The 22,642-nt window shown below is 60.7% G+C and carries 18 protein-coding genes, 1 tRNA gene and 2 pseudogenes; 9 read left to right on the forward strand and 12 right to left on the reverse strand.

The features are described 5' to 3' along the window. Positions 1 to 37 precede the first annotated feature (37 nt). A pseudogene (locus C0V73_RS23250) lies at positions 38 to 172 on the forward strand (VOC family protein); the annotation flags it as partial. Here the strand turns inward: C0V73_RS23250 and C0V73_RS09230 are convergent. Beyond that, positions 162 to 472: pseudogene (locus C0V73_RS09230) on the reverse strand (histidine kinase); the annotation flags it as partial. The pseudogenes C0V73_RS23250 and C0V73_RS09230 overlap by 11 nt on opposite strands. A 306-nt stretch (positions 473 to 778) precedes the next feature. Between C0V73_RS09230 and C0V73_RS09235 the strand changes: the two are divergent. Next, positions 779 to 2,080 carry a hypothetical protein gene (locus C0V73_RS09235; protein WP_102019735.1) on the forward strand — a complete coding sequence of 434 codons (1,302 nt, stop codon included), beginning with the start codon at positions 779 to 781 and terminating at the stop codon, positions 2,078 to 2,080. A gap of 41 nt (positions 2,081 to 2,121) precedes the next feature. Here C0V73_RS09235 and aat read toward each other — a convergent pair whose 3' ends face one another. The 5 genes from aat to C0V73_RS09260 form a co-directional block, all read right to left on the reverse strand. Further along, entirely contained in the window at positions 2,122 to 2,736 is a 615-nt protein-coding gene (gene aat, locus C0V73_RS09240; RefSeq protein WP_102019736.1) for a leucyl/phenylalanyl-tRNA--protein transferase, read from the reverse strand. Between the two features lie 5 nt (positions 2,737 to 2,741). After that, entirely contained in the window at positions 2,742 to 4,094 is a 1,353-nt protein-coding gene (gene accC / locus C0V73_RS09245; protein ID WP_102019737.1) for an acetyl-CoA carboxylase biotin carboxylase subunit, read from the reverse strand. Positions 4,095 to 4,098: 4 nt separating this feature from the next. Then, positions 4,099 to 4,575, reverse strand: coding sequence for an acetyl-CoA carboxylase biotin carboxyl carrier protein (gene accB / locus C0V73_RS09250; protein WP_102019738.1), 477 nt, complete (start codon positions 4,573 to 4,575; stop codon positions 4,099 to 4,101). A gap of 22 nt (positions 4,576 to 4,597) precedes the next feature. Further along, the gene (gene aroQ, locus C0V73_RS09255) at positions 4,598 to 5,038 is read right to left on the reverse strand and encodes a type II 3-dehydroquinate dehydratase (protein WP_102019739.1); all 441 of its coding nucleotides are present in this window, start codon (positions 5,036 to 5,038) and stop codon (positions 4,598 to 4,600) included. Between the two features lie 141 nt (positions 5,039 to 5,179). After that, complete coding sequence (locus C0V73_RS09260) at positions 5,180 to 5,941, reverse strand: DsbA family protein (protein ID WP_102019740.1); 762 nt, start codon at positions 5,939 to 5,941, stop codon at positions 5,180 to 5,182. A gap of 192 nt (positions 5,942 to 6,133) precedes the next feature. Between C0V73_RS09260 and C0V73_RS09265 the strand changes: the two genes are divergently transcribed. Continuing rightward, the gene (locus C0V73_RS09265) at positions 6,134 to 7,300 is read left to right on the forward strand and encodes a pyridoxal phosphate-dependent aminotransferase (RefSeq protein ID WP_102019741.1); all 1,167 of its coding nucleotides are present in this window, start codon (positions 6,134 to 6,136) and stop codon (positions 7,298 to 7,300) included. A 115-nt stretch (positions 7,301 to 7,415) separates the two neighbouring features. Continuing rightward, positions 7,416 to 7,973, forward strand: a complete 558-nt coding sequence (locus tag C0V73_RS09270) for a GNAT family N-acetyltransferase (RefSeq protein ID WP_102020333.1) — start codon at positions 7,416 to 7,418, stop codon at positions 7,971 to 7,973. A gap of 77 nt (positions 7,974 to 8,050) precedes the next feature. Here C0V73_RS09270 and C0V73_RS09275 read toward each other — a convergent pair whose 3' ends face one another. Beyond that, the gene (locus tag C0V73_RS09275) at positions 8,051 to 10,963 is read right to left on the reverse strand and encodes a ribonuclease E/G (protein ID WP_102019742.1); all 2,913 of its coding nucleotides are present in this window, start codon (positions 10,961 to 10,963) and stop codon (positions 8,051 to 8,053) included. A 758-nt stretch (positions 10,964 to 11,721) separates the two neighbouring features. Between C0V73_RS09275 and C0V73_RS09280 the strand changes: the two genes are divergently transcribed. The 3 genes from C0V73_RS09280 to prfB all read left to right on the forward strand — a co-directional run bounded on the left by C0V73_RS09280 (position 11,722) and on the right by prfB (position 16,836). Further along, the gene (locus tag C0V73_RS09280; RefSeq protein WP_245407932.1) at positions 11,722 to 12,912 is read left to right on the forward strand and encodes an N-acetylmuramoyl-L-alanine amidase; all 1,191 of its coding nucleotides are present in this window, start codon (positions 11,722 to 11,724) and stop codon (positions 12,910 to 12,912) included. 235 nt (positions 12,913 to 13,147) lie between these two features. Next, positions 13,148 to 15,601 carry a penicillin-binding protein 1A gene (locus C0V73_RS09285; RefSeq protein ID WP_102019744.1) on the forward strand — a complete coding sequence of 818 codons (2,454 nt, stop codon included), beginning with the start codon at positions 13,148 to 13,150 and terminating at the stop codon, positions 15,599 to 15,601. A 106-nt stretch (positions 15,602 to 15,707) separates the two neighbouring features. Further along, positions 15,708 to 16,836 (forward strand): peptide chain release factor 2 gene (gene prfB, locus C0V73_RS09290; protein ID WP_172450113.1). Its coding sequence is split into 2 segments (ribosomal slippage): positions 15,708 to 15,776 and positions 15,778 to 16,836, totalling 1,128 coding nucleotides; the frame shifts between segments, so codons are not numbered across the junction. An 82-nt stretch (positions 16,837 to 16,918) separates the two neighbouring features. Here the strand turns inward: prfB and C0V73_RS09295 are convergent. Together C0V73_RS09295 and C0V73_RS09300 are read right to left on the reverse strand one after the other, a co-directional pair. Further along, the gene (locus tag C0V73_RS09295; RefSeq protein ID WP_102019746.1) at positions 16,919 to 17,395 is read right to left on the reverse strand and encodes a hypothetical protein; all 477 of its coding nucleotides are present in this window, start codon (positions 17,393 to 17,395) and stop codon (positions 16,919 to 16,921) included. 7 nt (positions 17,396 to 17,402) lie between these two features. Further along, positions 17,403 to 18,176 (reverse strand): NAD kinase, encoded by a 774-nt coding sequence (locus tag C0V73_RS09300; RefSeq protein ID WP_102019747.1) that lies wholly within the window; start codon positions 18,174 to 18,176, stop codon positions 17,403 to 17,405. Between the two features lie 194 nt (positions 18,177 to 18,370). Between C0V73_RS09300 and C0V73_RS09305 the strand changes: the two genes are divergently transcribed. Both C0V73_RS09305 and C0V73_RS09310 read left to right on the forward strand, forming a co-directional pair. Beyond that, positions 18,371 to 18,446, forward strand: a tRNA-Thr gene (locus C0V73_RS09305). An 83-nt stretch (positions 18,447 to 18,529) separates the two neighbouring features. Further along, positions 18,530 to 19,504 (forward strand): MliC family protein, encoded by a 975-nt coding sequence (locus C0V73_RS09310; RefSeq protein WP_102019748.1) that lies wholly within the window; start codon positions 18,530 to 18,532, stop codon positions 19,502 to 19,504. Positions 19,505 to 19,528: 24 nt separating this feature from the next. On the opposite strand, the gene C0V73_RS09315 is transcribed toward C0V73_RS09310, so the two are convergent. From C0V73_RS09315 to rlmB, 3 genes are read right to left on the reverse strand one after another with little or no spacing between them, the layout of a single operon-like run. After that, complete coding sequence (locus C0V73_RS09315; RefSeq protein ID WP_102019749.1) at positions 19,529 to 20,743, reverse strand: glycosyl transferase; 1,215 nt, start codon at positions 20,741 to 20,743, stop codon at positions 19,529 to 19,531. Positions 20,744 to 20,781: 38 nt separating this feature from the next. After that, the gene (locus C0V73_RS09320) at positions 20,782 to 21,573 is read right to left on the reverse strand and encodes an HAD-IIB family hydrolase (RefSeq protein ID WP_102019750.1); all 792 of its coding nucleotides are present in this window, start codon (positions 21,571 to 21,573) and stop codon (positions 20,782 to 20,784) included. Further along, positions 21,573 to 22,454, reverse strand: a complete 882-nt coding sequence (gene rlmB, locus C0V73_RS09325; protein ID WP_102019751.1) for a 23S rRNA (guanosine(2251)-2'-O)-methyltransferase RlmB — start codon at positions 22,452 to 22,454, stop codon at positions 21,573 to 21,575. Before rlmB ends, C0V73_RS09320 begins: the two co-directional genes overlap by 1 nt. Positions 22,455 to 22,642 lie beyond the last annotated feature (188 nt).

The following is a 22,642-nucleotide window of genomic DNA, read 5'->3' on the forward strand; positions in this document are numbered from 1 at the left end:
AGCTGTCGGAGTAACACAAGGCAACTTCGGTTGCTGAAAGGACAGACGAGGCATCAACTGACAGATCACGCCGGGCGCGCTGACAGAGGCGCTGGCAGCCGGCGGCGCAGAGGCCAAGCGGGCCTTCGCGGCGATGATGACGATGCGGAAGATTGATGCCGCTGCGCATTGACGAGCAATTGCCGCGTGCGGTTGCCCGGCCGTTTCAGGTCCACCTCATAGGCCAGGATATTGGTACTGCCGGATGCCGTCGCCATCAGCAGTGACCGGAGCTTTGGCATCGCCCATTCGCCCGCACCCAGGTCATCGAGCTTTGCGCCCGGAACTGACGCCGGATCGATCTCGAAGGCGCTGCAGAAAGAGGCACTGGCCGCGATGATCGTCAGATCCTCGGCAAGCAGCGGTACGTTGGAGGACACGACGACGGCAGAAGGCTCGCCGCTTCGAAATACACGATCGGTGCCTTTGACATGGAATGTCTCTCAGGGCCCGAAGACTTACGAAGCAAGTCATCACTCGGTGATCGCCGAAATGGCGGAGTGCATCAGGATTGGTCGTGGTGTAGCACAGTTGCGGGAGGCGTGCAGGGTTCTGTTGGAATTCGACGGGGGTGTGTTGGGGGGGGGCGGAGCGGAAGTTCACTAACACTGCGTGGAGTACCAACACTGGCGCTAGAAAATGGTGCCATCCGCCAACATCTCAAAGTGTGTATTCTATTTTGCACTCAACTAATCGGATATGTTATTCTTTCGGTCACTGTCATGAAGGGACGGGTCGAATGACTAAGAACAGTGATAAAATTGGCGATCTGCCTTCGGTAAAACGACTTACGACTGCGCGCTCTGTTGCAGAAGTGGTTCAGCAAATCGCCGCCTTTGCGGTCAAAGTTGGCTTTGGCGGAGAAAATGCAGTCAAAATCCTGAATAGTGCGGGTGAGTTGGTAGCTCAGTCTGAAATCCTAGAAATGCCTGACCGCTTTAACACAGCGTTCGCCGAACGAGGCTGGTTCGCCACCTCATCAATGTCGGTGGATGCAATGCGAGGTGCTTTGAGCAAGCATGATCAAGGTGACATTGATGCAGCTGAGGAGGTGCTACTTCAGTGGATACTCGATCCAGATACCCTGAAGCTTTTTGCAATTTCACGTAGTAAACAATTCAGCGATGTCCATGGGCGATGGCATCAGTTACGGGAAGCTTTAGCTCTGACTGAGGAAGGCCGATACTGGTCTGCCGTTCCTCTGATCCTCATTGCTTGCGACGGATTTGCATCAGATGTGTTGGGTACATCACCATTCGAAAAGAATGCAGATCTAACCCTGTTTGATTCTATGGTGGGTCACTCGTCTTCGCTCCCTGCTGCCATTGCGTTGATAACTAAGGGGATCCGCAAGTCGAGCGACGAGGTGCTTTCGCTGCCATTGCGTCACGGTATCCTTCATGGACGGTCCTTAGGGTATGCCAACCGTACTGTATGCGGAAAGGCGTGGATGCTTATGATTGCGCTGGTTGACTGGGCAGGAGACAAACTCAAAGAGGAAGCGAGGAGAGCTGAAGACTCTGAGCGCAACTCACTTGATTGGCGCGAGCTGGCTGCATCTTTACGCAAGAACGAGGCTGATAAAGCTGCAATTGAGTCGTTTGTACCGCTTAAGTGGGAGAAGTTGCCTGCGGAACATTCGGACAAAAACGATCCACCATTTGCGTTTTGGGAGTTCCTTAGCGGCTGGAAGGCTCGGAACTTTGGCGTTATGGCAACGCGTGCAGTCAATATGACGCATCAGAAACATGGTCGTCTAGCAGGGCGCCTGCGAGAAGATGTCGAACTCGTTAAGCTCGTCGATTTTGAAATCGTTTCTGTGTCCCAGACAACTGTTGCCCGCGCTGAGGCCAAAGTCCGTTTAATAGGCGAGACTATGACAGGTAACGTGAACGGTGACTTTTTGATTTTGGCGTTCAAACACACAGAGGACGGAAAGGTTGCAATGCCGACCGATAATGGTAGATGGCAGGTTCAGCAAGGTTGCATATTTGATCTACTTCACGGGCGCACTATCAATGCGAAATCGACCGATGTTTAAAATTTGTGAGTTTAATTCGTTTCGTCAGTGATCGCTCACCCTCAAAACCGCAGCGTCTCACTCTCCATCGCCTTGTCCAGCAACAGCCCATAGGCTTCCTTCGGGATATCCACCGCCCCGAACGTCTTCAGATGCTCGGTGGTGAACTGCGTGTCCAAGAGCGTAAACCCGCGTTCCCGCAGGCGTTCAACGAGATGCACGAGGCAGATCTTCGACGCATTCGTGCGCCTTGAAAACATGCTCTCGCCAAAAAATGCCGACCCGAGCGACACCCCATAGAGCCCGCCGACCAGCTCGTCGCCCTCCCATGTCTCGACGCTGTGCGCATGGCCGAGGCGATGCAGGGCGCCGTAGAGTTCGCGGATGGTCTGGTTGATCCAGGTGCTCGGCCGGTCAGGGGCGGCTTCCGCGCATTTGTCCACCACCTGGTCGAAGGCGGTGTTGAAGCGGATGTCGAAGGGGCGTTTGCGGATCGCCTTGGCAAGGCTTGAGGAGACGTGGAAGTCGTCGAGGGGAATGATCCCCCGGATCTCCGGCTCGACCCAGAACAGTTCGGGGTCGTCGGCCGCATCCGACATCGGGAACATCCCGATGGAATAGGCGCGCAGCAGGAGCTCCGGCGTAATGCTTCGGTCCCTGCTGCGTCGCCCAGCCATTGTCTTTACTTGGCCGAGGTTTCGGCCAGGTATTTTTCCAGCCAGTGGATGTCGTAGTCGCCATTGGCGATGTCCTGGTTGGACACGAGATCCTGGAAGAGCGGCAGCGTCGTCTTGATGCCGTCGACGACGAATTCGTCAAGCACGCGGCGCAGACGCATCATGCATTCGACGCGGGTGCGTCCATGCACGATCAGCTTGCCGATCAGGCTGTCATAGTAAGGCGGGATCTTGTAGCCGGCATAGGCACCGGAATCGACGCGAACGCCAAGACCACCAGGTGCATGGAAATGCGTGATCGTGCCGGGGGACGGCACAAAGGTGCGCGGATCCTCGGCATTGATGCGGCATTCGATGGCATGGCCGGAGAAGACGATCTCGTCCTGCGTGACAGACAGGCCGGCGCCGGAAGCGACGCGGATCTGTTCATGCACGAGGTCGATGCCGGTAATGGCTTCGGTGATCGGATGCTCCACCTGCAGGCGGGTGTTCATTTCGATGAAATAGAACTCGCCGTTTTCGTAGAGGAATTCGATCGTGCCGGCGCCCCGGTACTTCATCTTCTTCATGGCTTCGGCGCAGATCGAACCGATCTTCATCCGCTGCTCGACATTGAGGGCAGGGGAGTTTGCCTCTTCCCAGACCTTCTGGTGGCGGCGCTGCAGCGAGCAGTCGCGTTCGCCGAGATGGATGGCGTTACCCGCACCATCGCCGACAACCTGCACTTCGATATGGCGCGGCTTGCCGAGATACTTTTCCATGTAGACGGCGTCGTTGCCGAAGGCAGCGAGCGCCTCGGAACGGGCGGTCGAAACGGCCTCTTCCAGCTCTTCTTCGGTCTTTGCCACCTTCATGCCGCGGCCACCACCGCCGGCCGTTGCCTTGATCAGCACGGGGAAGCCGATTTCGCGGGCGATTTCCAGCGCGTTTTCCGGCTTCACTTCGCCGGCAGAACCCGGAACGACCGGAATGCCGAGTTCGACCGCGGTCTTCTTCGCCGTGATCTTGTCGCCCATCAGGCGGATATGCTCCGCCGTCGGTCCGATGAAGGTGATGCCATGGGCGTCGAGGATATCGGCGAACTTGGCGTTTTCCGACAGGAAGCCGTAGCCCGGGTGGACTGCATCAGCACCGGTGATTTCGCAGGCCGCAACGATCTGGTGGATGTTGAGATAGCTGTCGCGCGACGGCGGCGGGCCGATGCACACGCTTTCGTCGGCAAGGCGCACATGCATGGCATTGGCGTCGGCGGTCGAATGAACCGCCACGGTCGCAATGCCGAGCTCCTTGCAGGCGCGAAGCACGCGCAGCGCGATTTCGCCTCGGTTGGCGATGAGGATCTTCGAGATACCGCTCATCGGATCACTCGATGATCACGAGAGGCTCGCCGTATTCGACCGGGCTGGCATCATCGATAACGATCTCGACGACCTTGCCGGACTTGGGCGAGGGGATCTGGTTCATGGTCTTCATGGCTTCGATGATCAGCAGCGTCTGACCTTCCTTGACCATCTGGCCGACTTCAACGAAGGCGCGTGCGCCCGGAGCCGGCGAGAGGTACACGGTGCCAACCATCGGTGCGGTGACAGCGTTGGAGAGGTCGCGGGCGGCAGGGGCAGCGGGTGCAGCGACGGCGGCCGGAGCAGCAGCCTGTGCGGCCGGCGCCTGGAAGGCATAGCCCTGCATCTGCTGCGGCATCATCACAGGCGTGCCGTTGCGCGAGACGCGGATGCGCAGGTCGTCCTGCTCCACTTCGATCTCGGTGAGATCCGTGTCGTTGAGGATGTTTGCGAGATCGCGGATCAGCTTCTGATCGATGCCCGACTTCTTTTCAGCCATGGGTGGATGTCCTGTATTCTTGTTATTGCGTGATTGTTTTCAGCGCCTGAAGCGCCAGGATGTAGCTATGAGGTCCGAAACCGCAGATGACGCCCTTTACCGCGGGCGCTATCATCGATTTGTGGCGGAATTCCTCGCGTGCATGCACGTTGGAAATATGCACCTCGATCACCGGGATCGGCGAGATGGCACGGATCGCGTCATGCAGCGCGACCGAGGTATGCGTGTAGGCGCCAGCATTGAAGGCGACGCCGGCCGCCTTGTCGGCAGCCTCATGCAGCCAGTCCACAAGGGTGCCCTCGTGATTGGACTGGCGGAAGTCGATGGTGAGGCCGAGCTCGGCACCGGCGGCGATGCACTCCGCCTCGATGTCGGCGAGCGTCTTGCCGCCATAGATCCCGGGTTCCCGCTTTCCCAGCATGTTGAGATTGGGGCCGTTCAGCACGAAAATGGTTTTGCTCATCTACGCTTCCGTCGACTTTCAACCGCCTCCTATAGACCGAGAGCCCCTGCAGGGAAAGCCCTTTGCCGTGATCACGCCAAACCGTCCCCGGAAAACCGGGGAAGGGTTAAGATCGGAGGGTAAGGTGTTGCAGGATCTGTCTCAGCAGGTGGCCTTGCCGCAGGCACGGATATTGGCGACCTTGGCCTCGATCGCTTCTTTTCCGACGGCACCCGGAACGGTCTCGTTGCCGATCACGTAAGACGGCGTACCGGTGATGCCAAGGCTGGTTGCGAGCTTGTAGGCTTCCTGCACCTGGTCGGTGTTCGGGCTCTCTTCCATCTTGGCGCGGATCGCCTCTTCGGCAATGCCAAGCTCGCCGGCAATGGCAATCGCGCTCTCTTCGGAGGCGCGGCCATCCTGTGTCATCATGGCGCGGAAGAAGGCGCCGTAATTGTCAGGCGACAGCTTGCGCACGGCATCCGACACCTTGTGGGCCGCTTCACTGTCGGGGCCGAGGATCGGGAATTCCTTCAGGACGTAACGGACATTCTTGTCCTCTTCGATCACGGCCTCCATGTCGGCATGGGCACGGCGGCAATACCCGCAATTGTAATCGAAGAACTCGACGACGGTGACGTCACCCTTTGGATTGCCGATGGCCAGATCATAAGCCGAGTTGAAGATCGCATCCTGATTGGTCGAGAGAGCCTCGGCCGAGCGTTGCGAGCGGATCTCGTCCTGCTTTTTCTGCAGGGCGTCCTGTACCTCGAGCATGATCTCCGGGTTTTCGATCAGGTATTCGCGGATGAATTCGCCGAACTCCTTCTTCTGCGCCTCGTCAAGCGCGCTGGCCGGAAGCGGCATAAGGGCCGGGAGAAGCGCGATACCCGCGCTGGCGATCATCTTGAATTTCAGGGCCATGTCGTTCCTCGTCCTTGCTGCCGTCCGTCGTCTTCGACCACAGGCGTTTCATCCCGCAGGCCGGCTTTCGCCCAGCCTAAAGCCTGATGCTTTCCTGCGGAATGGCTTTTTTGCACCGCCTTGTCCAGCCTCTCCATTGTGATGCCACGCGCTTTGCGGCAAATGTCTGGCATGTGACCGAGGAGCCTTCCGTTGATTTCCATTTCCAAGCGTAGTGCCGTCGAACCCTTCCACGCCATGGATATCCTGGCGGAGGCCACCCGCCGCAAGGCAGAAGGGCGCCCGGTCATCTCCATGGCCGTCGGCCAGCCCGGCCATCCGGCACCCCAGGCAGCGCTTGAGGCCGCCCGCAAGGCACTGGAGGGTGGCCGCATCGGCTATACGGATGCGCTGGGCATGACTGGCCTTCGCCAGGCGCTCGCCGAAGAATATCGCCGCCGCCACAATGTCTCCGTCGACTGGAACCGCATCGTCGTCACCACCGGCTCGTCTGCCGGCTTCAACCTCGCTTTCCTGTCGCTCTTCGACGTTGGCGATGCCGTGGCGATCGCAAGGCCCGGCTATCCCGCCTATCGCAGCATCCTGGCAGCCCTCGGGTTGAAGGTGATCGAAGTCGCCGTTGGCCCAGACACAGGCTATACGCTCACGCCTGAGAGCCTGGAGAAGGCGCAAGCCGAGGCGGGCGTTCGCCTCAAGGGCGTCTTGCTCGCCAGCCCTGCCAACCCGACCGGCACGGTAACGACGAAGGCGCAGCTGAAGGCCGTCTATGACTATTGCCAGGGGCAGGGGATCACGCTGATCTCCGACGAGATCTATCACGGTCTGACCTATGGCTCGGATGAGGCGACGGCGCTGGAGATCGGCGACGATGCCGTCATCATCAACTCCTTCTCCAAATATTATTGCATGACCGGCTGGCGCATCGGCTGGATGGTGCTGCCGCAAGAGCTGGTGCGACCGGTCGAATGTGTCGCTCAGAGCCTCTATATCTCCGCTCCGGAACTGTCGCAGATCGCAGCGCTCGCGGCCTTGAGCGCGACCGACGAGCTGGAACACTACAAGGCTGCCTGCCAGGCCAACCGCGATTTCCTGATGGCCCGCCTGCCGCAAATCGGTCTGCCGCTGCTCTCGCCAATGGACGGCGCGTTTTACGCCTATGTCGATGCGACGCGGTTCACGAACGATAGCATGGGTTTCGCCAGACGCATCCTCGCCGAAACGGATGTGGCGGTCACACCTGGCCGCGACTTCGACCCGGTGGAGGGCCATCTGGCGATGCGGCTGTCCTACGCCGGCACCATGGCAGAGATGGTCGAGGCGACCGATCGGCTGGAAAATTGGCTTCCGAAAAGCGCTTAGGCATTGAGCGAAATGGATTCATGGTCAACGACTTCGCGCGAGTTGCTGAATCAGAGTGAGAGCCAGCTGATTCAGTCTCTGAAGTATGTGGCCTGAACAGAAAGGGGAGCCGGACATGACAATCAAGCGGATCACTTCGCTCGCTGCGGCTCCTGACATTCTGACCGAGCGCACGCACCTGCGGGCGCACCGTGTCGACGATTTCGAGCCGATGGTCGCCATGTGGCAGGACGAAGCCATCTACCGCTACATCATTGGCCGCCCCTCGACCGCCAGCGAAACCTGGTCGCGGCTTCTCCGTTACATCGGCCATTGGCACGCGCTCGGCTTTGGCTATTGGGTGATCGAGGACCGGGCAGATGGCCACTATATCGGAGAAGCAGGCTTCGCCGATTTCCGTCGCGACATGGATCCGCCGCTCGGGCCGGAACCCGAAGCCGGCTGGGCGCTGGTGTCATCCGTCCAGGGGCGCGGGCTTGCGACCGAAGTCATGCTGGCCGCCCATGCCTGGATGGACTCACACAATCCTCATGACCACACACTCTGTATCCTCGCACCGGAACACGCTGCATCGATCCGCGTGGCGGAGAAATGCGGCTATGCCCACGCTTATGACACCACCTTCGCCGGGGGTCCGACATCAGTGATGAAACGCGCACGTGCCCGCGCCTGACGGGTCGGATCCTGGAGACAACAAAAAAAGGGCCCGGTGAAGGGCCCTTTTTGCATTCAATCATGACTGCGCGGGTCTCAGAAGAAACCGCCGCGCTTCTGCCACCAGCCGCCCTTCTTGGGCTTGGCATCGGCGCTGTCTTCCGTGGCCTTGACCGAAGTTACGACCGGTTCGGACGAAGCCACGTTGGACTCGCGGTTGGCGCGGGCCGGCTTTGCCTCTTCGGCAGCCGGGGCAGGGGCCGGTGCAGCGACCGGAGCAGGTGCGGCAACCGGTGCTTTTTCGACGACGGTCTCGGCAACAGGTGCCACCGGCGCAGCGACAACGGCGGCAGGTGCCACCTCGGCCACAGCTTCGGGCTCTGCGGTAGACTTTGCCTTGCGTGTGCGGCGCGGCTTCGGCTTGTCTGCTTCCGGAGCCTCCACGACGACGTCGGCGGCAACTGCCTCGACGGCCTCTGCGGCTACGGCGTCATCCGACTGGTCTTCGGCATCGTCGCCGTCACCATTGTCGTCGTTATCGTCGGAAGCTTCCATCGAGCCTTCTTCGCCCGGACGATTGCGACGGCCACCGCGCTTGCCGCGACGGCGACGCTTGCGCTTCTGGGCTTCGTCGCCATTGCCATCACCTTCGGCCTCGACGGCGCGGATTTCGCCATTGCTTTCGCCGGCATCATCCTCGCCCTCGTCACCATCCTCGTCATCGAGGTCGGCGCCGTTGTCACCATTCTGGGCGTCGGCGTGGGTGCCATTGCCGTTCTGGCCATTCTTGCCACGACGACGACGACGACGCTTGCGCTTGCGATTGCCTTCTTCGCTGTCGGCGCGAGCCGGCTGCGGTGCGCTCTCGGCCTTGGCGGCGACGACGACGACTTCTTCCTCGTCTTCCTCCTCCGGCTCCGGAACGTAGTCGTCTTCTTCCTCGATCTCGGGGAGGAGCGACATCAGGCTTTCGATCTTCACCGGGTTCTCGACGGCTTCGCCGCGTTCGATGGTGAAGTGCTGCGAACCGCCATGCTGTGCCGGCATGCCGCCGTCGATGACGATCGAAACGCCGAAGCGGCCTTCGTAATCGACGATCGTGTCGCGCTTCTGGTTGAGCAGGTAGAGTGCAGTCTCAGGCGTCGTGTGCACGATGATGTCGTGTGTCGTCGCCTTCAGCAGGAATTCCTCGATGCCGCGCAGGACATGCAGGGCAACGGAAGACTGTGAGCGGATGAGGCCTGTGCCTGCGCAATGCGGGCAGACCTGCGTGGTCGATTCCAGAACCGAGGCGCGAATGCGCTGGCGCGACATTTCGAGCAGGCCGAAATGCGAGATCCGGCCGACCTGGATGCGGGCGCGGTCGTTCTTCAGGCAATCCTTCAGCTTCTTCTCGACAGCGCGGTTGTTGCGCTTTTCTTCCATGTCGATGAAGTCGATGACGATGAGGCCGGCCAAGTCGCGCAGACGCAGCTGGCGGGCAACTTCTTCAGCGGCTTCCAGGTTTGTCTGGAGGGCGGTGTCCTCGATCGAGTATTCGCGGGTCGAGCGACCGGAGTTGACGTCGATGGAGACGAGCGCTTCCGTCTGGTTGATGATGATGTAACCACCGGACTTCAGCGTCACCTGCGGCTGCAGCATCTTGTCGAGCTGGGCTTCGATGCCCGAGCGCGCGAAGATCGGATGCAGGTCGCGATATGGCTGAACCACCTTGGCATGGCTCGGCATCAGCATCTTCATGAAGTCTTTCGCTTCACGATAGCCTTCTTCGCCCGAGACGATGATCTCGGAAATGTCCTTGTTGTAGAGGTCGCGGATCGAGCGCTTGATCAGCGATCCCTCTTCATAGACCAGGCACGGCGCAGTCGAAGCGAGCGTCAGCGTGCGGACGTTCTCCCACAGGCGCATCAGATATTCGAAGTCGCGCTTGATCTCGACCTTGGTGCGGTTTGCACCGGCGGTACGCAGGATCACGCCCATGCCCTGCGGAACTTCGAGGCCGCGAGCGATTTCCTTCAAACGCTTGCGGTCGGTCGGCTGGGTGATCTTGCGGGAAATGCCGCCGCCACGCGCGGTGTTTGGCATCAGGACCGAGTAACGACCGGCGAGCGACAGATAGGTGGTCAGCGCCGCACCCTTGTTGCCGCGTTCTTCCTTAGCGACCTGCACGAGCAGGATCTGCCGGCGCTTGATCACTTCCTGGATGCGATACTGCTTGCGCGGCTTGCGTGAGACGCGATCCGGAACCTCTTCCATGGCGTCTTCGGCGCCGACGGATTCGATTTCTTCCTTTTCCTCGATGTGATCGTCGTCATCATCGTCGCCGTCATCATCGTCGCGACGGCCGCCACGGCGTCCGCCGGCTTCCTCGGAGATTTCGTCCATGTCGACCATGGCAGCGATCGTGCCGCCTTCGACGTCGTCAGAGCCTTCGCTGCCTTCTTCGGAAGCGTTCTCCTCAGCGGCTGCCTTCTTGGCGCGCGGCTTGCGAACACGCTTCGGCTTGGCCTTCGCGGCGGGTTCTTCTGCGGCAGGTTCTTCCTCGACAGCGGCTGCAGCAGCGACATCTGCGTCGGCTTCGGCTGCAAGTTCGGCCGCCACGTCGTCGACGATTGCCGAGGCAACGGAATTGGTGGTGTTGATGCCGATGTCAGGCTGGTCCTGCAGGGCAGGGTCACTGCTCAGGATCTCGTCGCCTTCGACGTCGTTTTCCTTGCGATGCTCTTCGGCTTCCGCACGAAGCAGCGCCTGACGGTCGGCGAGGGGGATCTGGTAGTAGTCGGGGTGAATTTCGGCGAAGGCCAGGAAGCCGTGGCGGTTGCCGCCGTAGTCAACGAAAGCGGCCTGCAGCGAGGGCTCAACCCTCGTTACTTTCGCCAGATAGATGTTGCCGCGTATCTGCTTCTTGTGTTGGGATTCGAAGTCGAATTCTTCAATACGGTTACCGCGAACGACGACAACGCGCGTCTCTTCTTCGTGAGACGCGTCGATTAGCATTTTGTCTGCCATTTAAGCTGTGCTCCTCGGCGCCCTCGGTCGGTGGTCCACCCGCGCGCTGAACTTTAAAGCGGCTGGAACCTAGCGGACTGTGCGCCGGATATAGATGTAGACGCACGGAGGACCGGGTTTGCAGCATACGGACGGACAACGGGACACTTTCTGATCCCGATCCGTTCCTGGTCATGTCAACCTGCTGCAAAGACATCAAAAACCGTACGTCAACGACAATGATATGGACCCCTCGGGGACCGATGAATGCTCGGTAAAGAGCTTTTGGTGGAGAGCCACCGATGCTGTGCCGACCCTTGCCGGCGTGTTGAACCAGTTTCAGGAAAAAATGCGGAGACGGCAGATGAATGTCCGGTTGAACAGGCGCCAATTCCATTGTCTGAGGTTGGCAGCCGTAGGCGGAAACTCTATCCCGTTTGCACTTTTATCCCTCGTTTGCCTTGTATGTTTTCTACGTCACAATAGCAAGAGCAAACGGATTTATGCCATAATGGCAGTGAATTAGGGGAAGTGCTTCACTCTGTGTGATTCCGAGGGAAAAAGCGGTTGTTAACCGCAATTTTGACAGCCATCGGGCCGGCACAACGAAGCATGCGGCGGACAATCTGGGAAAATGGCGCACTGTGCGACTTGTGATTCATGTCACAGTTTTGTTGCTGCCATGACGGGGGCAGGATTTGAGAAGAGTTTTGGCGCGGTCGGCGGGACGAAAACTCGCGCTCTGGAGCCGAATCGTTCTGGCGACGAGCCTATTTGTCGTGGCGCCCCTGTTGGTCGTGCCCGATCTCGCCCGGGCCGTGACGGCGGCCGCGCCATCCGACCGGCTGGTCGCCTTTGGCGCGCGGATTGCCGGTGACGAAGCCCGCACGCGCATCGTTCTGGATTTCGACCGGCCTCCGACCATCGAGACCCGTTACATCGCAAATCCCGACCGCATCGTCGTCGATCTGCCGGCCACCGCCTTTGCCTTTGCTGAGGCTGACCTGAAGGCCACCGGCCTGTTCAGCGATATTCGCTACGGTTCGATGGATGCAGCCTCCGCAAGGCTCGTTCTGACGGCTGCCCGTCCCGCACGCCTCGTGACCGCAGACGTGAAGCCGAACGAGAATGGTGACGGCTATCGACTGGTGCTGGATGCTGAACTGGTTCCGGAACAGGATTTCGCAGCACTCGTGTCCGGCCAGGCCTGGACGGGTCAGTCGTCCGACGCGGCCGTGACCGACGCGGTGCCCGTCGCTGCGGCAGCGGCAGACGAGTTCGTCATCGCGATCGATGCGGGCCATGGCGGCATCGATGCCGGCGCCACGGGGGCGTCGACCAAGGCGTCGGAAAAAGACATCACGCTCGCCTTTGCCAAGATCCTCAACGAAAAGCTCAAAGGCCTGCCGGGCATCCGCGCTGTGATGACACGCGACACCGACAAGTTTCTGTCGCTGTCCGAGCGGGTCCTGATCGCAAGGCAGAAGGGCGCGGATCTCTTGATCTCGCTGCATGCCGACACGTTGCGCCAGGCGGACATCCGAGGTGCTACCGTTTACACGATCTCCGACAAGGCGTCCGACCACATGGCCGCCCAGCTCGCCGAGCGTGAAAACTTCTCCGATACGATCGGTGGCGTCGAGCTTCCGACCGAAACGGAAGCCGAGGTGGGCGACATCCTGCTCGACCTGACCCGGCGCGAAACCCAGGCCTTCTCGATCGCCATGGCCCAGGCCGTGGTCGGCTCCTTCGACGGCCAGATTTCGCTGATCAACAATCCCCACCGCCATGCTGGCTTCCGCGTGCTTCAGGCACCCGATGTGCCCTCGGTGCTGCTTGAGCTAGGCTTCCTCTCCAACAAGGACGACGAGAAGCTTCTGCTCGATCCTGTCTGGCGGGAAAAGGTGGCCGGTTTGCTGGTCGACGCGATCAAGCGCTATCGGCAGCCTGATCTCGCCAATGGCGGTTAGGCCACACCCCGGAATGAACCTGTGAGCGAGCCGCGCTTCGGCGGCAGGCGGCCCTATTTTCCTCACATTGTGCCCGTTATTCAGGAAGATCGCACGGGTCGGGCATTGTCGAATCGTCCTGCCTGTGCAGGAAATCTGCATGACTTGCCAACCATGGCATGACGTGCAAAACGCCACAGGGTGTGCGAAGCTCGTCGCGGCGCGCGAAACCTGAAGCAGAGCCGGTAGCGGAAACATGATCAGACTGATTGGATATCTCTTCGGATTGGCGTCCGTGCTGGCGCTCGGCGTCGCGGCCGTTGTCGCCGTCTATCTGAACGGGGTGACCAAGGACCTGCCGAATTATGAGGTACTGGCCAGCTACTCGCCGCCGGTGACAACGCGCATCCATGCCGGCAACGGCGCGCTGGTAGCGGAATACGCCCGCGAGCGCCGCCTCTTCCTGCCGATCCAGGCGATCCCGGACCGCGTAAAGGCTGCCTTCCTCTCGGCCGAAGACAAGAATTTCTACAATCACCCGGGCGTCGATATCTACGGCCTCGGTCGCGCCATCCTGGTCAACGTCCAGAACCTCGGTTCCGGCCGCCGTCCGGTCGGTGCTTCGACGATCACCCAGCAGGTGGCGAAGAACTTCCTTCTGTCGTCGGACCAGACCATGGACCGCAAGATCAAGGAAGCGATCCTGTCCTTCCGCATCGAGCAGGCCTATTCCAAGGACAAGATCCTCGAACTGTATCTGAACGAGATCTTCTTTGGCCTGAACGCCTACGGCATCGCTGGCGCCGCACTCACCTATTTCGACAAGTCGGTCACCGAACTGACGATTGCCGAGACCGCCTATCTCGCGGCCCTGCCAAAGGGACCGAACAACTATCATCCCTTCCGCCGCACCGAAGCAGCGCTCGAGCGCCGCAATTGGGTCATCGACCGCATGGTCGAGAACGGCTTCGTCGCCCGCGAAGAAGCCGAGGATGCCAAGAAGCAGCCGCTCGGCGTCAACCTGCGGCGCTCCGGCTCGTCGCTCTTCGCCTCCGATTATTTTGCGGAAGAAGTCCGTCGTCAGATCATCGAGAAGTATGGCGACAAGTCGCTCTATGAAGGCGGCCTCTCGGTCCGCACCTCGCTTGACCCGCAGATGCAGATCTCGGCCCGCAAGGCTCTGCAGTCGGCACTGCTGACCTATGACCAGCGTCGTGGCTTCCGCGGCCCGATCAAGCAGATCCCGGTCGAAGGCGACTGGGGCGTTCCGCTCGCCGAAATTCCGGCACTTGCCGATGTGCCGGAGTGGCAGGTGGCTGTCGTTCTCGACGTGGCCGCAGATGGCGTCGACATCGGCCTGCAGCCTGCTAAGGAAGCTGGCGGCAAGGTTGTTGCCGAACGCGCCCGTGGTCGCATTGCTCCCGACAACATGGAATGGGCCTATCGCTCGGCAACCGGTGACCGCAAATCTGCCAAGTCGCCGGAAGGCGTCCTCTCGCCGGGTGACGTCGTCTATGTCGAAGCCCTGGAAGAAGGCGCAAGCGCCTATCGTCTTCGCCAGCTGCCGAAGGTACAGGGCGGCCTCGTCGCCATGGATCCGCATACCGGCCGCGTGCTCGCGCTCGCCGGTGGCTTCTCCTATTCCCAGTCCGAGTTCAACCGCGCCACTCAGGCGATGCGCCAGCCCGGTTCGTCCTTCAAGCCCTTCGTCTATGCAGCCGCTCTCGACACTGGCTACACCCCGGCTTCGGTGATTCTCGACGCACCGGTCGAATTCGTCTCCGGTGGCCAGGTCTGGCGCCCGCAGAACTACGGTGGCGGCTCGGCCGGTCCCCAGACGCTGCGTCTCGGCATCGAGAAGTCGCGAAACCTGATGACCGTCCGTCTGGCCAACGACATGGGGATGAACCTGGTGGCCGAATATGCCGAACGCTTCGGCATCTACGACAAGATGAACCCGGTGCTGGCCATGTCGCTCGGCTCCGGTGAAACCACCGTGCTGCGCATGGTTTCGGCCTATGCCGTGTTCGCCAACGGCGGCAAGCAGATCAAGCCGACGCTGATCGACCGCATCCAGGACCGTCACGGCAAGACCATCTTCCGCCACGAAGACCGGATCTGCGAGGCCTGCAACGCCGAAACCTTCAATGGTCAGGAAGAGCCTCTCGTCGTCGACAACCGCGATCAGGTTCTCGATCCGATGACCGCCTACCAGATCACGTCGATGATGGAAGGTGTTGTCACGCGCGGAACGGCCGCCGGCAAGATCAAGCTCGACCGTCCGGTCGCCGGCAAGACGGGCACATCGAATGACGAGAAGGACGCCTGGTTCGTCGGTTACACGCCGGATCTCGTGGCTGGGGTCTATATCGGCTTCGACACGCCGGCGCCTCTCGGCCGTGGCTCGACCGGTGGCTCGCTCGCAGCGCCCGTCTTCAACGACTTCATGCAGATGGCAACCGCCAACACGCCGCCGGGCAAGTTCTTCGTTCCGGAAGGCATGAGCTTCATCCCGGTCAATCGTACCACCGGCATGTTTGCTCTTGAGGGCGAGCAGGACACGATCATCGAAGCCTTCAAGCCTGGCACAGGTCCGGCCGATACGCTCTCGATCATCGGCATGGACGGCTATGCACCACCGGAAGAGATCCTGCGCGACTCGCCGCAGGCCAATCAGGCCGTGACCTCGGGTTCCGGCGGCCTGTTCTAACCCCCCTCATTGCCATCAGTTGCTGCCCGGCTCTTTACATCAGAGCCGGGCGCAACTATGCGAGGGGCCAGATTTTCACCAGTTTCAGAGGTTGAGAACGCAACGCATGCGCAATGAAATCGAGAATGTCGTCGACGAAATCAAGCAGGCCATAAGCCTGCTGAGGAGGCATCTTTGACTGGGACCAGGCGATAAGACGACTGGACTGGTTGAACAACAAGGCAGAGGACCCGAACCTCTGGAATGATGCCCAGGAAGCCCAGAAGCTGATGCGCGAGCGCCAGCAGCTGGATGACAGCATTGCTGGCGTGAAGCGTCTCGAACAGGCGATGAACGACAACATCGAGCTGATCGAGATGGGCGAGGAAGAGGGCGACGAAAGCGTCGTCAAGGACGCCGAAGACCAGCTCAAGGCGCTGAAAACCGAAGCGGCCCGCCGCCAGGTCGAAGCTATGCTGTCTGGCGAAGCCGACAGCAACGACACCTATATCGAAGTTCACTCCGGCGCCGGTGGCACCGAGAGCCAGGACTGGGCGAACATGCTTCTGCGCATGTATACCCGCTGGGCCGAACGCTCGGGCTTCAAGGTGGAAGTGCTGGAAGTGCATGACGGCGAAGAAGCCGGCATCAAGTCCGCGACCATCCTGGTCAAGGGCCACAATGCCTATGGCTGGATGAAGACGGAATCCGGGGTTCACCGCCTGGTCCGCATCTCGCCTTACGATTCGAACGCCCGCCGCCACACGTCCTTCTCGTCGATCTGGGTCTATCCGGTTGTCGATGACTCGATTAACATCGAGATCAACGAAAGCGATTGCCGCATCGATACCTATCGTTCGTCGGGCGCCGGCGGCCAGCACGTTAACACGACCGACTCGGCCGTGCGTATCACCCATATCCCGACCGGCATCGCGGTTGCCTGCCAGCAGGAACGCTCGCAGCACAAGAACCGTGCCAAGGCCTGGGACATGCTGCGTGCCCGCCTCTACGAAGTTGAGCTGAAGAAGCGCGAAGAAGCCGCCAATGCCGAAGCCGCCTCCAAGACGGATATCGGCTGGGGTCACCAGATCCGCTCCTACGTCCTGCAGCCCTACCAGCTGGTCAAGGATCTGCGTACCGGCGTCGAAAGTACGGATCCGGATAGCGTCCTGAACGGCGAAATCAACGAGTTCATGGAAGCAGCGCTTGCGCACCGCATCAGCGGCAAGGCTTCCGAGGTTTCAGACATCGACTGATGGCTGCAATCGGTTCATGAATGACAAAAGGCGGGGCGCCGGGCGCTCCGCCTTTTTTCTATTCGGTCGACGGGGCAGCCGCTCAGTTGCTCGCCCGCTCCACCCGGATGTCCCCCAACTCGTCGATCAATACGGTCCATTCCTCGACCCGGTCGGTGTCTGGTGCAGTTTTGAGATAAACGGTGGCGAAAAAGCCGGGCGTGCCGGAGACCCCCGTCATGCTTTCCGGTCGAATGCCGGTGACATAGGGCTTGAGCGTCGTGAATTCTTCCAGCTCCACGCTCTCGACAAGCCGCAGACCGGTTTCAGCAGAGGCGACCATCTGCAGATGGATGCGCGCCGTCCGGTCCGGCTGGCGGATGGCGACGAGCTTGTAATAGCCGCGCTCGCCGGCAGCGACGGCAGTCTCGACACCGGGCACGCCCTCAGGCCCCGATTCCCAATAGCCGCCGCTGATCACGAAAGTCGCCGTCAGCGGCAATTGGTCGATCTCGTCTGCGGCCGCCGGAGACGAGAGCATGAGCGAAACCAGCAAAGCGGCTGAGCGGAACACCTTCATCGGAACCTCAATCGGAAAACTGTTCGGCGATGATCCGGTCGGACCAGGATCGATCTGGGTCGGAGAGGATGCGTGCCGTAGTTTCCTCCGACTGCGAAATCTCCACCCTCAGAACCGATTTGACCTCCGTATGATCCGCCACCGCGTTCACCGGACGCTTTTCCGGCTCCAGCACCTCGAGCACCACCGTCACCTTGTTCGGCAGCAGCGCCCCACGCCAACGGCGCGGACGAAAGGCGCTGACGGGCGTGAGCGCCAGAAGCGGCGCCTCCAGCGGCAGGATCGGCCCATGGGCGGAGAGATTATAGGCGGTCGAACCGACGGGTGTTGCCACCATCAGCCCGTCACAGATCAACTCTTCGAGCCGCACCTTGCCATCGATCACCACTCGCAGCTTTGCCGCCTGATAGGATTGCCGCAGCACCGAGACCTCGTTGATCGCAAGCGCAAACGAGCTCGAACCATCGGCATTGCTGGTCGTCATCTTCAGCGGGTGAAAATCATTCTCGACGGCGATCGCGATTCGCTCGGTGAGATTGTCCGTCGAATACTCGTTCATCAAAAAGCCGACCGAGCCCCGGTTCATGCCGTAGATCAGCTTGCCGCTGTTCATCGTGTCATGCAGCGTTTGCAGCATGAAGCCGTCGCCACCCAGTGCCACGATCACATCGGCCTCTGCCGGCTCGGTATGGCCGTAGAGGCGAATCAGTTCCTGGCACGAAGCCTGGGCTTCGTCCGTGTTGGAAGCGATGAAGGCGAGCGACCGGAACGTGCGAGACATGGCGAGCCCTGATGAAATGTCGCCAAGTGGTACATGACATCTACCTGTAACCACAAGCCGTTTCGCCCTCAAAACGGTTCGGCTCCCGGTGGCGTGATCAGCCTGGGAGAGGCGTGGATATTCACCATTTGCGCTAACCTTGCGCTGATTTTTTGCTTTACCGCAAATCGATTTCCGCCTAAACAGCGGCCACTGCCCTTGTAGCTCAGTTGGTAGAGCACCTGATTTGTAATCAGGGGGTCGCGGGTTCGAACCCTGCCGGGGGCACCACTTCTCATCAGAATTGATCGCATTTGCCATTGTCCTTGCGGGCAATTCTTTGGCATGGTCGGCCAACAGCCGAGGGAGACCCGATGCGCGTACCGATTTTGGCCGGCCTGGCTCTGGCCGCGACAGCCGTTTTGATCCTTCCGGCGGAAAGCCGGGCGGCTAATATCAAATACAGCTGTGAGGACGGCACCTCCCTGACCGTGACCTTCAGCGAAAAGGCGGCAGACGTCACGCTTCCCGATGGCATGAAACTCTCGCTTCCGCAGCAGACCGCCGCCAGCGGCTTCTGGTATTCGGACGGTCGCTACGAATTGCGAGGCAAGGGCGAGGAACTGCAGTTCGCCGTCGGCCGTATGGCGCCCGTCACCTGTCGCGATGCCGGAGAGGCCACCGGACAGTTCGATCGCGCGACACGCGCCGAGGTCGAACTGGCCGAAAAGGACACCGGCTTCGACATGAAGGGCAAGCTCACCTGTCTGCGCTACCCGAATTTCGCCCTGAAGCAACTCGACCTCGGCGAAAAGGGAGCGGCCGGTCTCTACATCGCCTCCTCGGAAGGTCCATGCCAGCTCAACCCCACGCTTGATCGCAAGATCGAGGATGATACGGCTGGCTATATCTGGGGCGCAGTCGGCCCTTACGCCTTCTTCCGCGGTGCCGATGGCTGGAATGGTGGCTTGCCGTTCGTGATCTATGATGCCCGCACCGGGACGCGCCTGATGGATGACGTGGTGGCTGGCGAGTTTGCCGGCCTGACGCTGGTCGGCGAGGATCTCACCCTGCGTTACAGGCGCACCTACGCGGCCTCCTGCTCGCTCATCGCCGCCGCGGATACCTGCGCGGCAACCATTCGCAAGGAGCTTGGCCTCGAGCCGGATCGCGCCATGCCGGATTGCCGCGCCGCCTACCAGCCGGCCATCGACGCGGATCCGAACGCAGCCAAGGACATCGAGGCCTGGCCGAGCGTCATCGACTATCCCGTCGAGCGCAAGCTTTCGACCACCGGTACGTCGCTTGTCGCCGTCGACGGCGAACTGACCTGCCGCCCGTCCATGTGACAGGGCGACAGGAAGGCAAGAGAATCAATCCTCGGCGTCGAGGCGCGCGGCCTCCTGGATGTCGCGCAACAGGTCGGGCAGGGCGCTCTGCACGCGGTTCCAGCTCGGCATGAAGGGTGTGGCGTTCGGCTTGTCGAGATAGACCTGACCCGCCTCGATCAGATTGGCGGCGAAGAGTTCGACCGCCTGTTCTTCCCGGTGGCGATCGGTCGTCAGCCCGTTCATCCGCGCGTCGTGATAATAGGTTTCCACCAGATCCAGTGCTGTCCGGTAATAGGTCGCCTTCAGCGTACGGAACGAATCCTGGCTGAACACCACGCCATCGGTCGCAAGCTTGCGATACAGCGCCTTGGTGATGTCGACCGACATGCGCGACAGGCCCTTGGCTGCATCTTCCGGCGACAGCGGCTGGTGCTTGTGGTCATAGGCGTCGGCAATATCCACCTGGCAAATCGCATGGTTGGAATAATTGCGCCACAGCTCCGACAATACGCCGATCTCCAGCCCCCAGTCCGAGGGGATGCGGATGTCAGACAGAATCTGCGTCTGCATGGCGAATTCGCCGGCGAGCGGATAGCGGAAGGCCTTGAGGTAATCGATATAGGGATGGTGGCCGACAACCTTTTCAAGGCTGAGAAGGAGCGGCGTCACCAGCAGGCGGGTGACCCGGCCATTCAGCGAGCGATCGGCAATCCTCGGGTAGTAGCCCTTGGAAAAGACGTAAGGAAAACGCGGATTGGCGACGGGATAGACGAGCCGTGCCAGCATGTCGCGCGAATATGTGGTGATGTCACAGTCATGCAGGGCCACGACACCCGCCTGGCGGGAAGCCAGCACATAGCCCATGCAGAACCAGACATTGCGCCCCTTGCCCGGCTGATCGGGCGACAGATCCTCCGCCTTCAGCTTCTCGTCGACGGCGCGAAGCCGCGGCCCGTCATGCCAGAGGATCGTATGCTTCTGCGGTAGGCGTGAAAAATACTGTTTGGCGCGACGGAACTGGTCCTCATCCGCCTGGTCGAGGCCTATGACTATTTCCGCGATGTAAGGCGCCTGGGAAAGTTCGGAAACGATGTTCTCGAGGGCCGGGGCCTCGAGCTCGGAATAGAGCGACGGCAGAATCAGCGTGATCGGTCGCGATGCCGAAAAGACCGAGAGCTCCTTCTCCATCCGTTCCAGCGAGCGCTCCCTGAGATTGTGCAGGGTGGCAACCACGCCATTCTGGTGAAAATCCGCCATGTTCTAGTCCTTTCGTGATGACGCCGGTTGCGGCCGGCTCAGAGAAACCCCGTGGCAACGAGTTGATGGATCATGATGTTCCAGCCTTGTGGGCCGGATTGTTCCGAGCGCAGGATCGCCCCCTGTCTTTCCCGTTCCGTGACGGGCAAGGCCTTGTGTGCGGGATTGGCAATGATGATGCCGCAATCGGCAGCTTCCAGCATCGCAAGATCATTCGGCGCATCGCCGAGCGCGACGGTCCGAACAGGTTCTTCGACGCTCCGCTGATAATGCGCGACCACCTCCGCCATGCGCTCGGCCTTTGAGGTCTTCGGCATCAGGGTGAAGAAGCGTCCGCCCTGGACCGCGGTGAACCCCTGAGCATCGAGCAGTGCGATGAAAGCCTGCTTCTGCGCTTCGGTGCCGGTAAAGCGCCCCGGCTCGGAAAAGTGCCGTTGGCGCGCAAGTTCGGCCGCGGGGAGTGGCAGTCCGGTCTCCTCGGAAACCCGCGCAACGTCCCAGTCGCCAAAGCCCTCGAAGCAGGCGCCAAGCTCCTTAGGTAATTCCCTAAGAAGCGACTTCAGGTGGTTGTAAGGACTCGACGAATGCCGATCGGGAGGCGCAGCGTCTTTGCCAAGACCGACAACGCCAGCGCCGTTTTCCACGATCATAGAATAGGAAATCCCGATCGCTTCCGCGATCGGACGCATCTCGGCTTCTGTCTTGCTGCTCGCCAGGATCACGGGAATGCCCCGTGCCTCCAAAAGGTCGAGCGCCGGCCGCGCCGCCTCGAAGGAATAGCTGTCATGGTCGAGCAGCGTTCCGTCGAGGTCGGTGAAGACGAGCCTCATCAGCCCTTGGTCGCCAGATGCTGGCGCGACGCATAGAGCGCGATGGCCGCGGCGTTCGAGACGTTGAGCGACTTGATCGCGCCCGGCATGTCGAGGCGGGCGAGGGCAGAGACGGTTTCCCGTGTCTTCTGCCTCAGTCCCTTGCCCTCGGATCCCAGCACCAGCGCAATGCGGTCGCCGGTGAGGGTGCCTTCCATCGGCGCGGGCCCTTCCGAATCGAGGCCGACCGAGAAGAAGCCGAGCTTGTGCAGTTCATTCAGCGCGTCCGCGAGATTGGTCACCTGGATATAGGGGATCAGTTCCAGCGCACCCGAGGCAGATTTCGCCAGCACGCCCGATTCCGTCGGGCTGTGCCGTTGCGTGGTGATGACTGCGCCTGCATCGAAGGCGACTGCCGAGCGCATGATGGCGCCGACATTGTGCGGGTCTGTCACCTGGTCGAGCACGAGGATCAGCGGGCTGTCCTTCAGTGCCTCAAGCCGGCGCGGGGGCAGGGGGCGCGTCTCGAGCATGACGCCCTGGTGGATCGCTTCCGGTCCAAGGATCTTGTCGAGATCCTGTGGTGTCACCGTCTCGAAGGGAATGCCAAGGTTTTCCACAGATGGAATCTCGAGCCGCACCAATGCATTTTGCGTCGCCGAAAGCTTGATCAGCTTGCGTTCGGGATTGTCGAGAGCAGCGCGCACGGTGTGCAGGCCATAGAGCAAAACCTGCTCCGGCGCGAGCTTCGGCGGCGTCCAGTCTGCATTGCTCTTGCGTGGCTTCTGCGGCCCGGGAGTGGGGATTTCGCCCCGCTCACGCTTGGCATCGCGCACCTGTCGGCGCAGCGTCGCATAATGGGTGTCACGGGCGGTTTTGTCGATTTTCGGATCTTTGGCCATGCGCTCTTATAACCATGGGCAAGGGGCGGGCATAGACCTGTGCGGAAAATCCCGTGTGTGTCGGGCCTATGAAACTTTTCGGAATTTTTCATCAAACTTCGTGTTGACATGAGCCGGTTGGGCCGTCATATACCCGCCGCAGATCAGGGGGCGACGCACTCTGGTCTGGACTACAAAGCTTGGTCGCC

Source organism: Rhizobium sp. TH135 (assembly GCF_002855515.1).
Lineage (GTDB): Bacteria > Pseudomonadota > Alphaproteobacteria > Rhizobiales > Rhizobiaceae > Allorhizobium.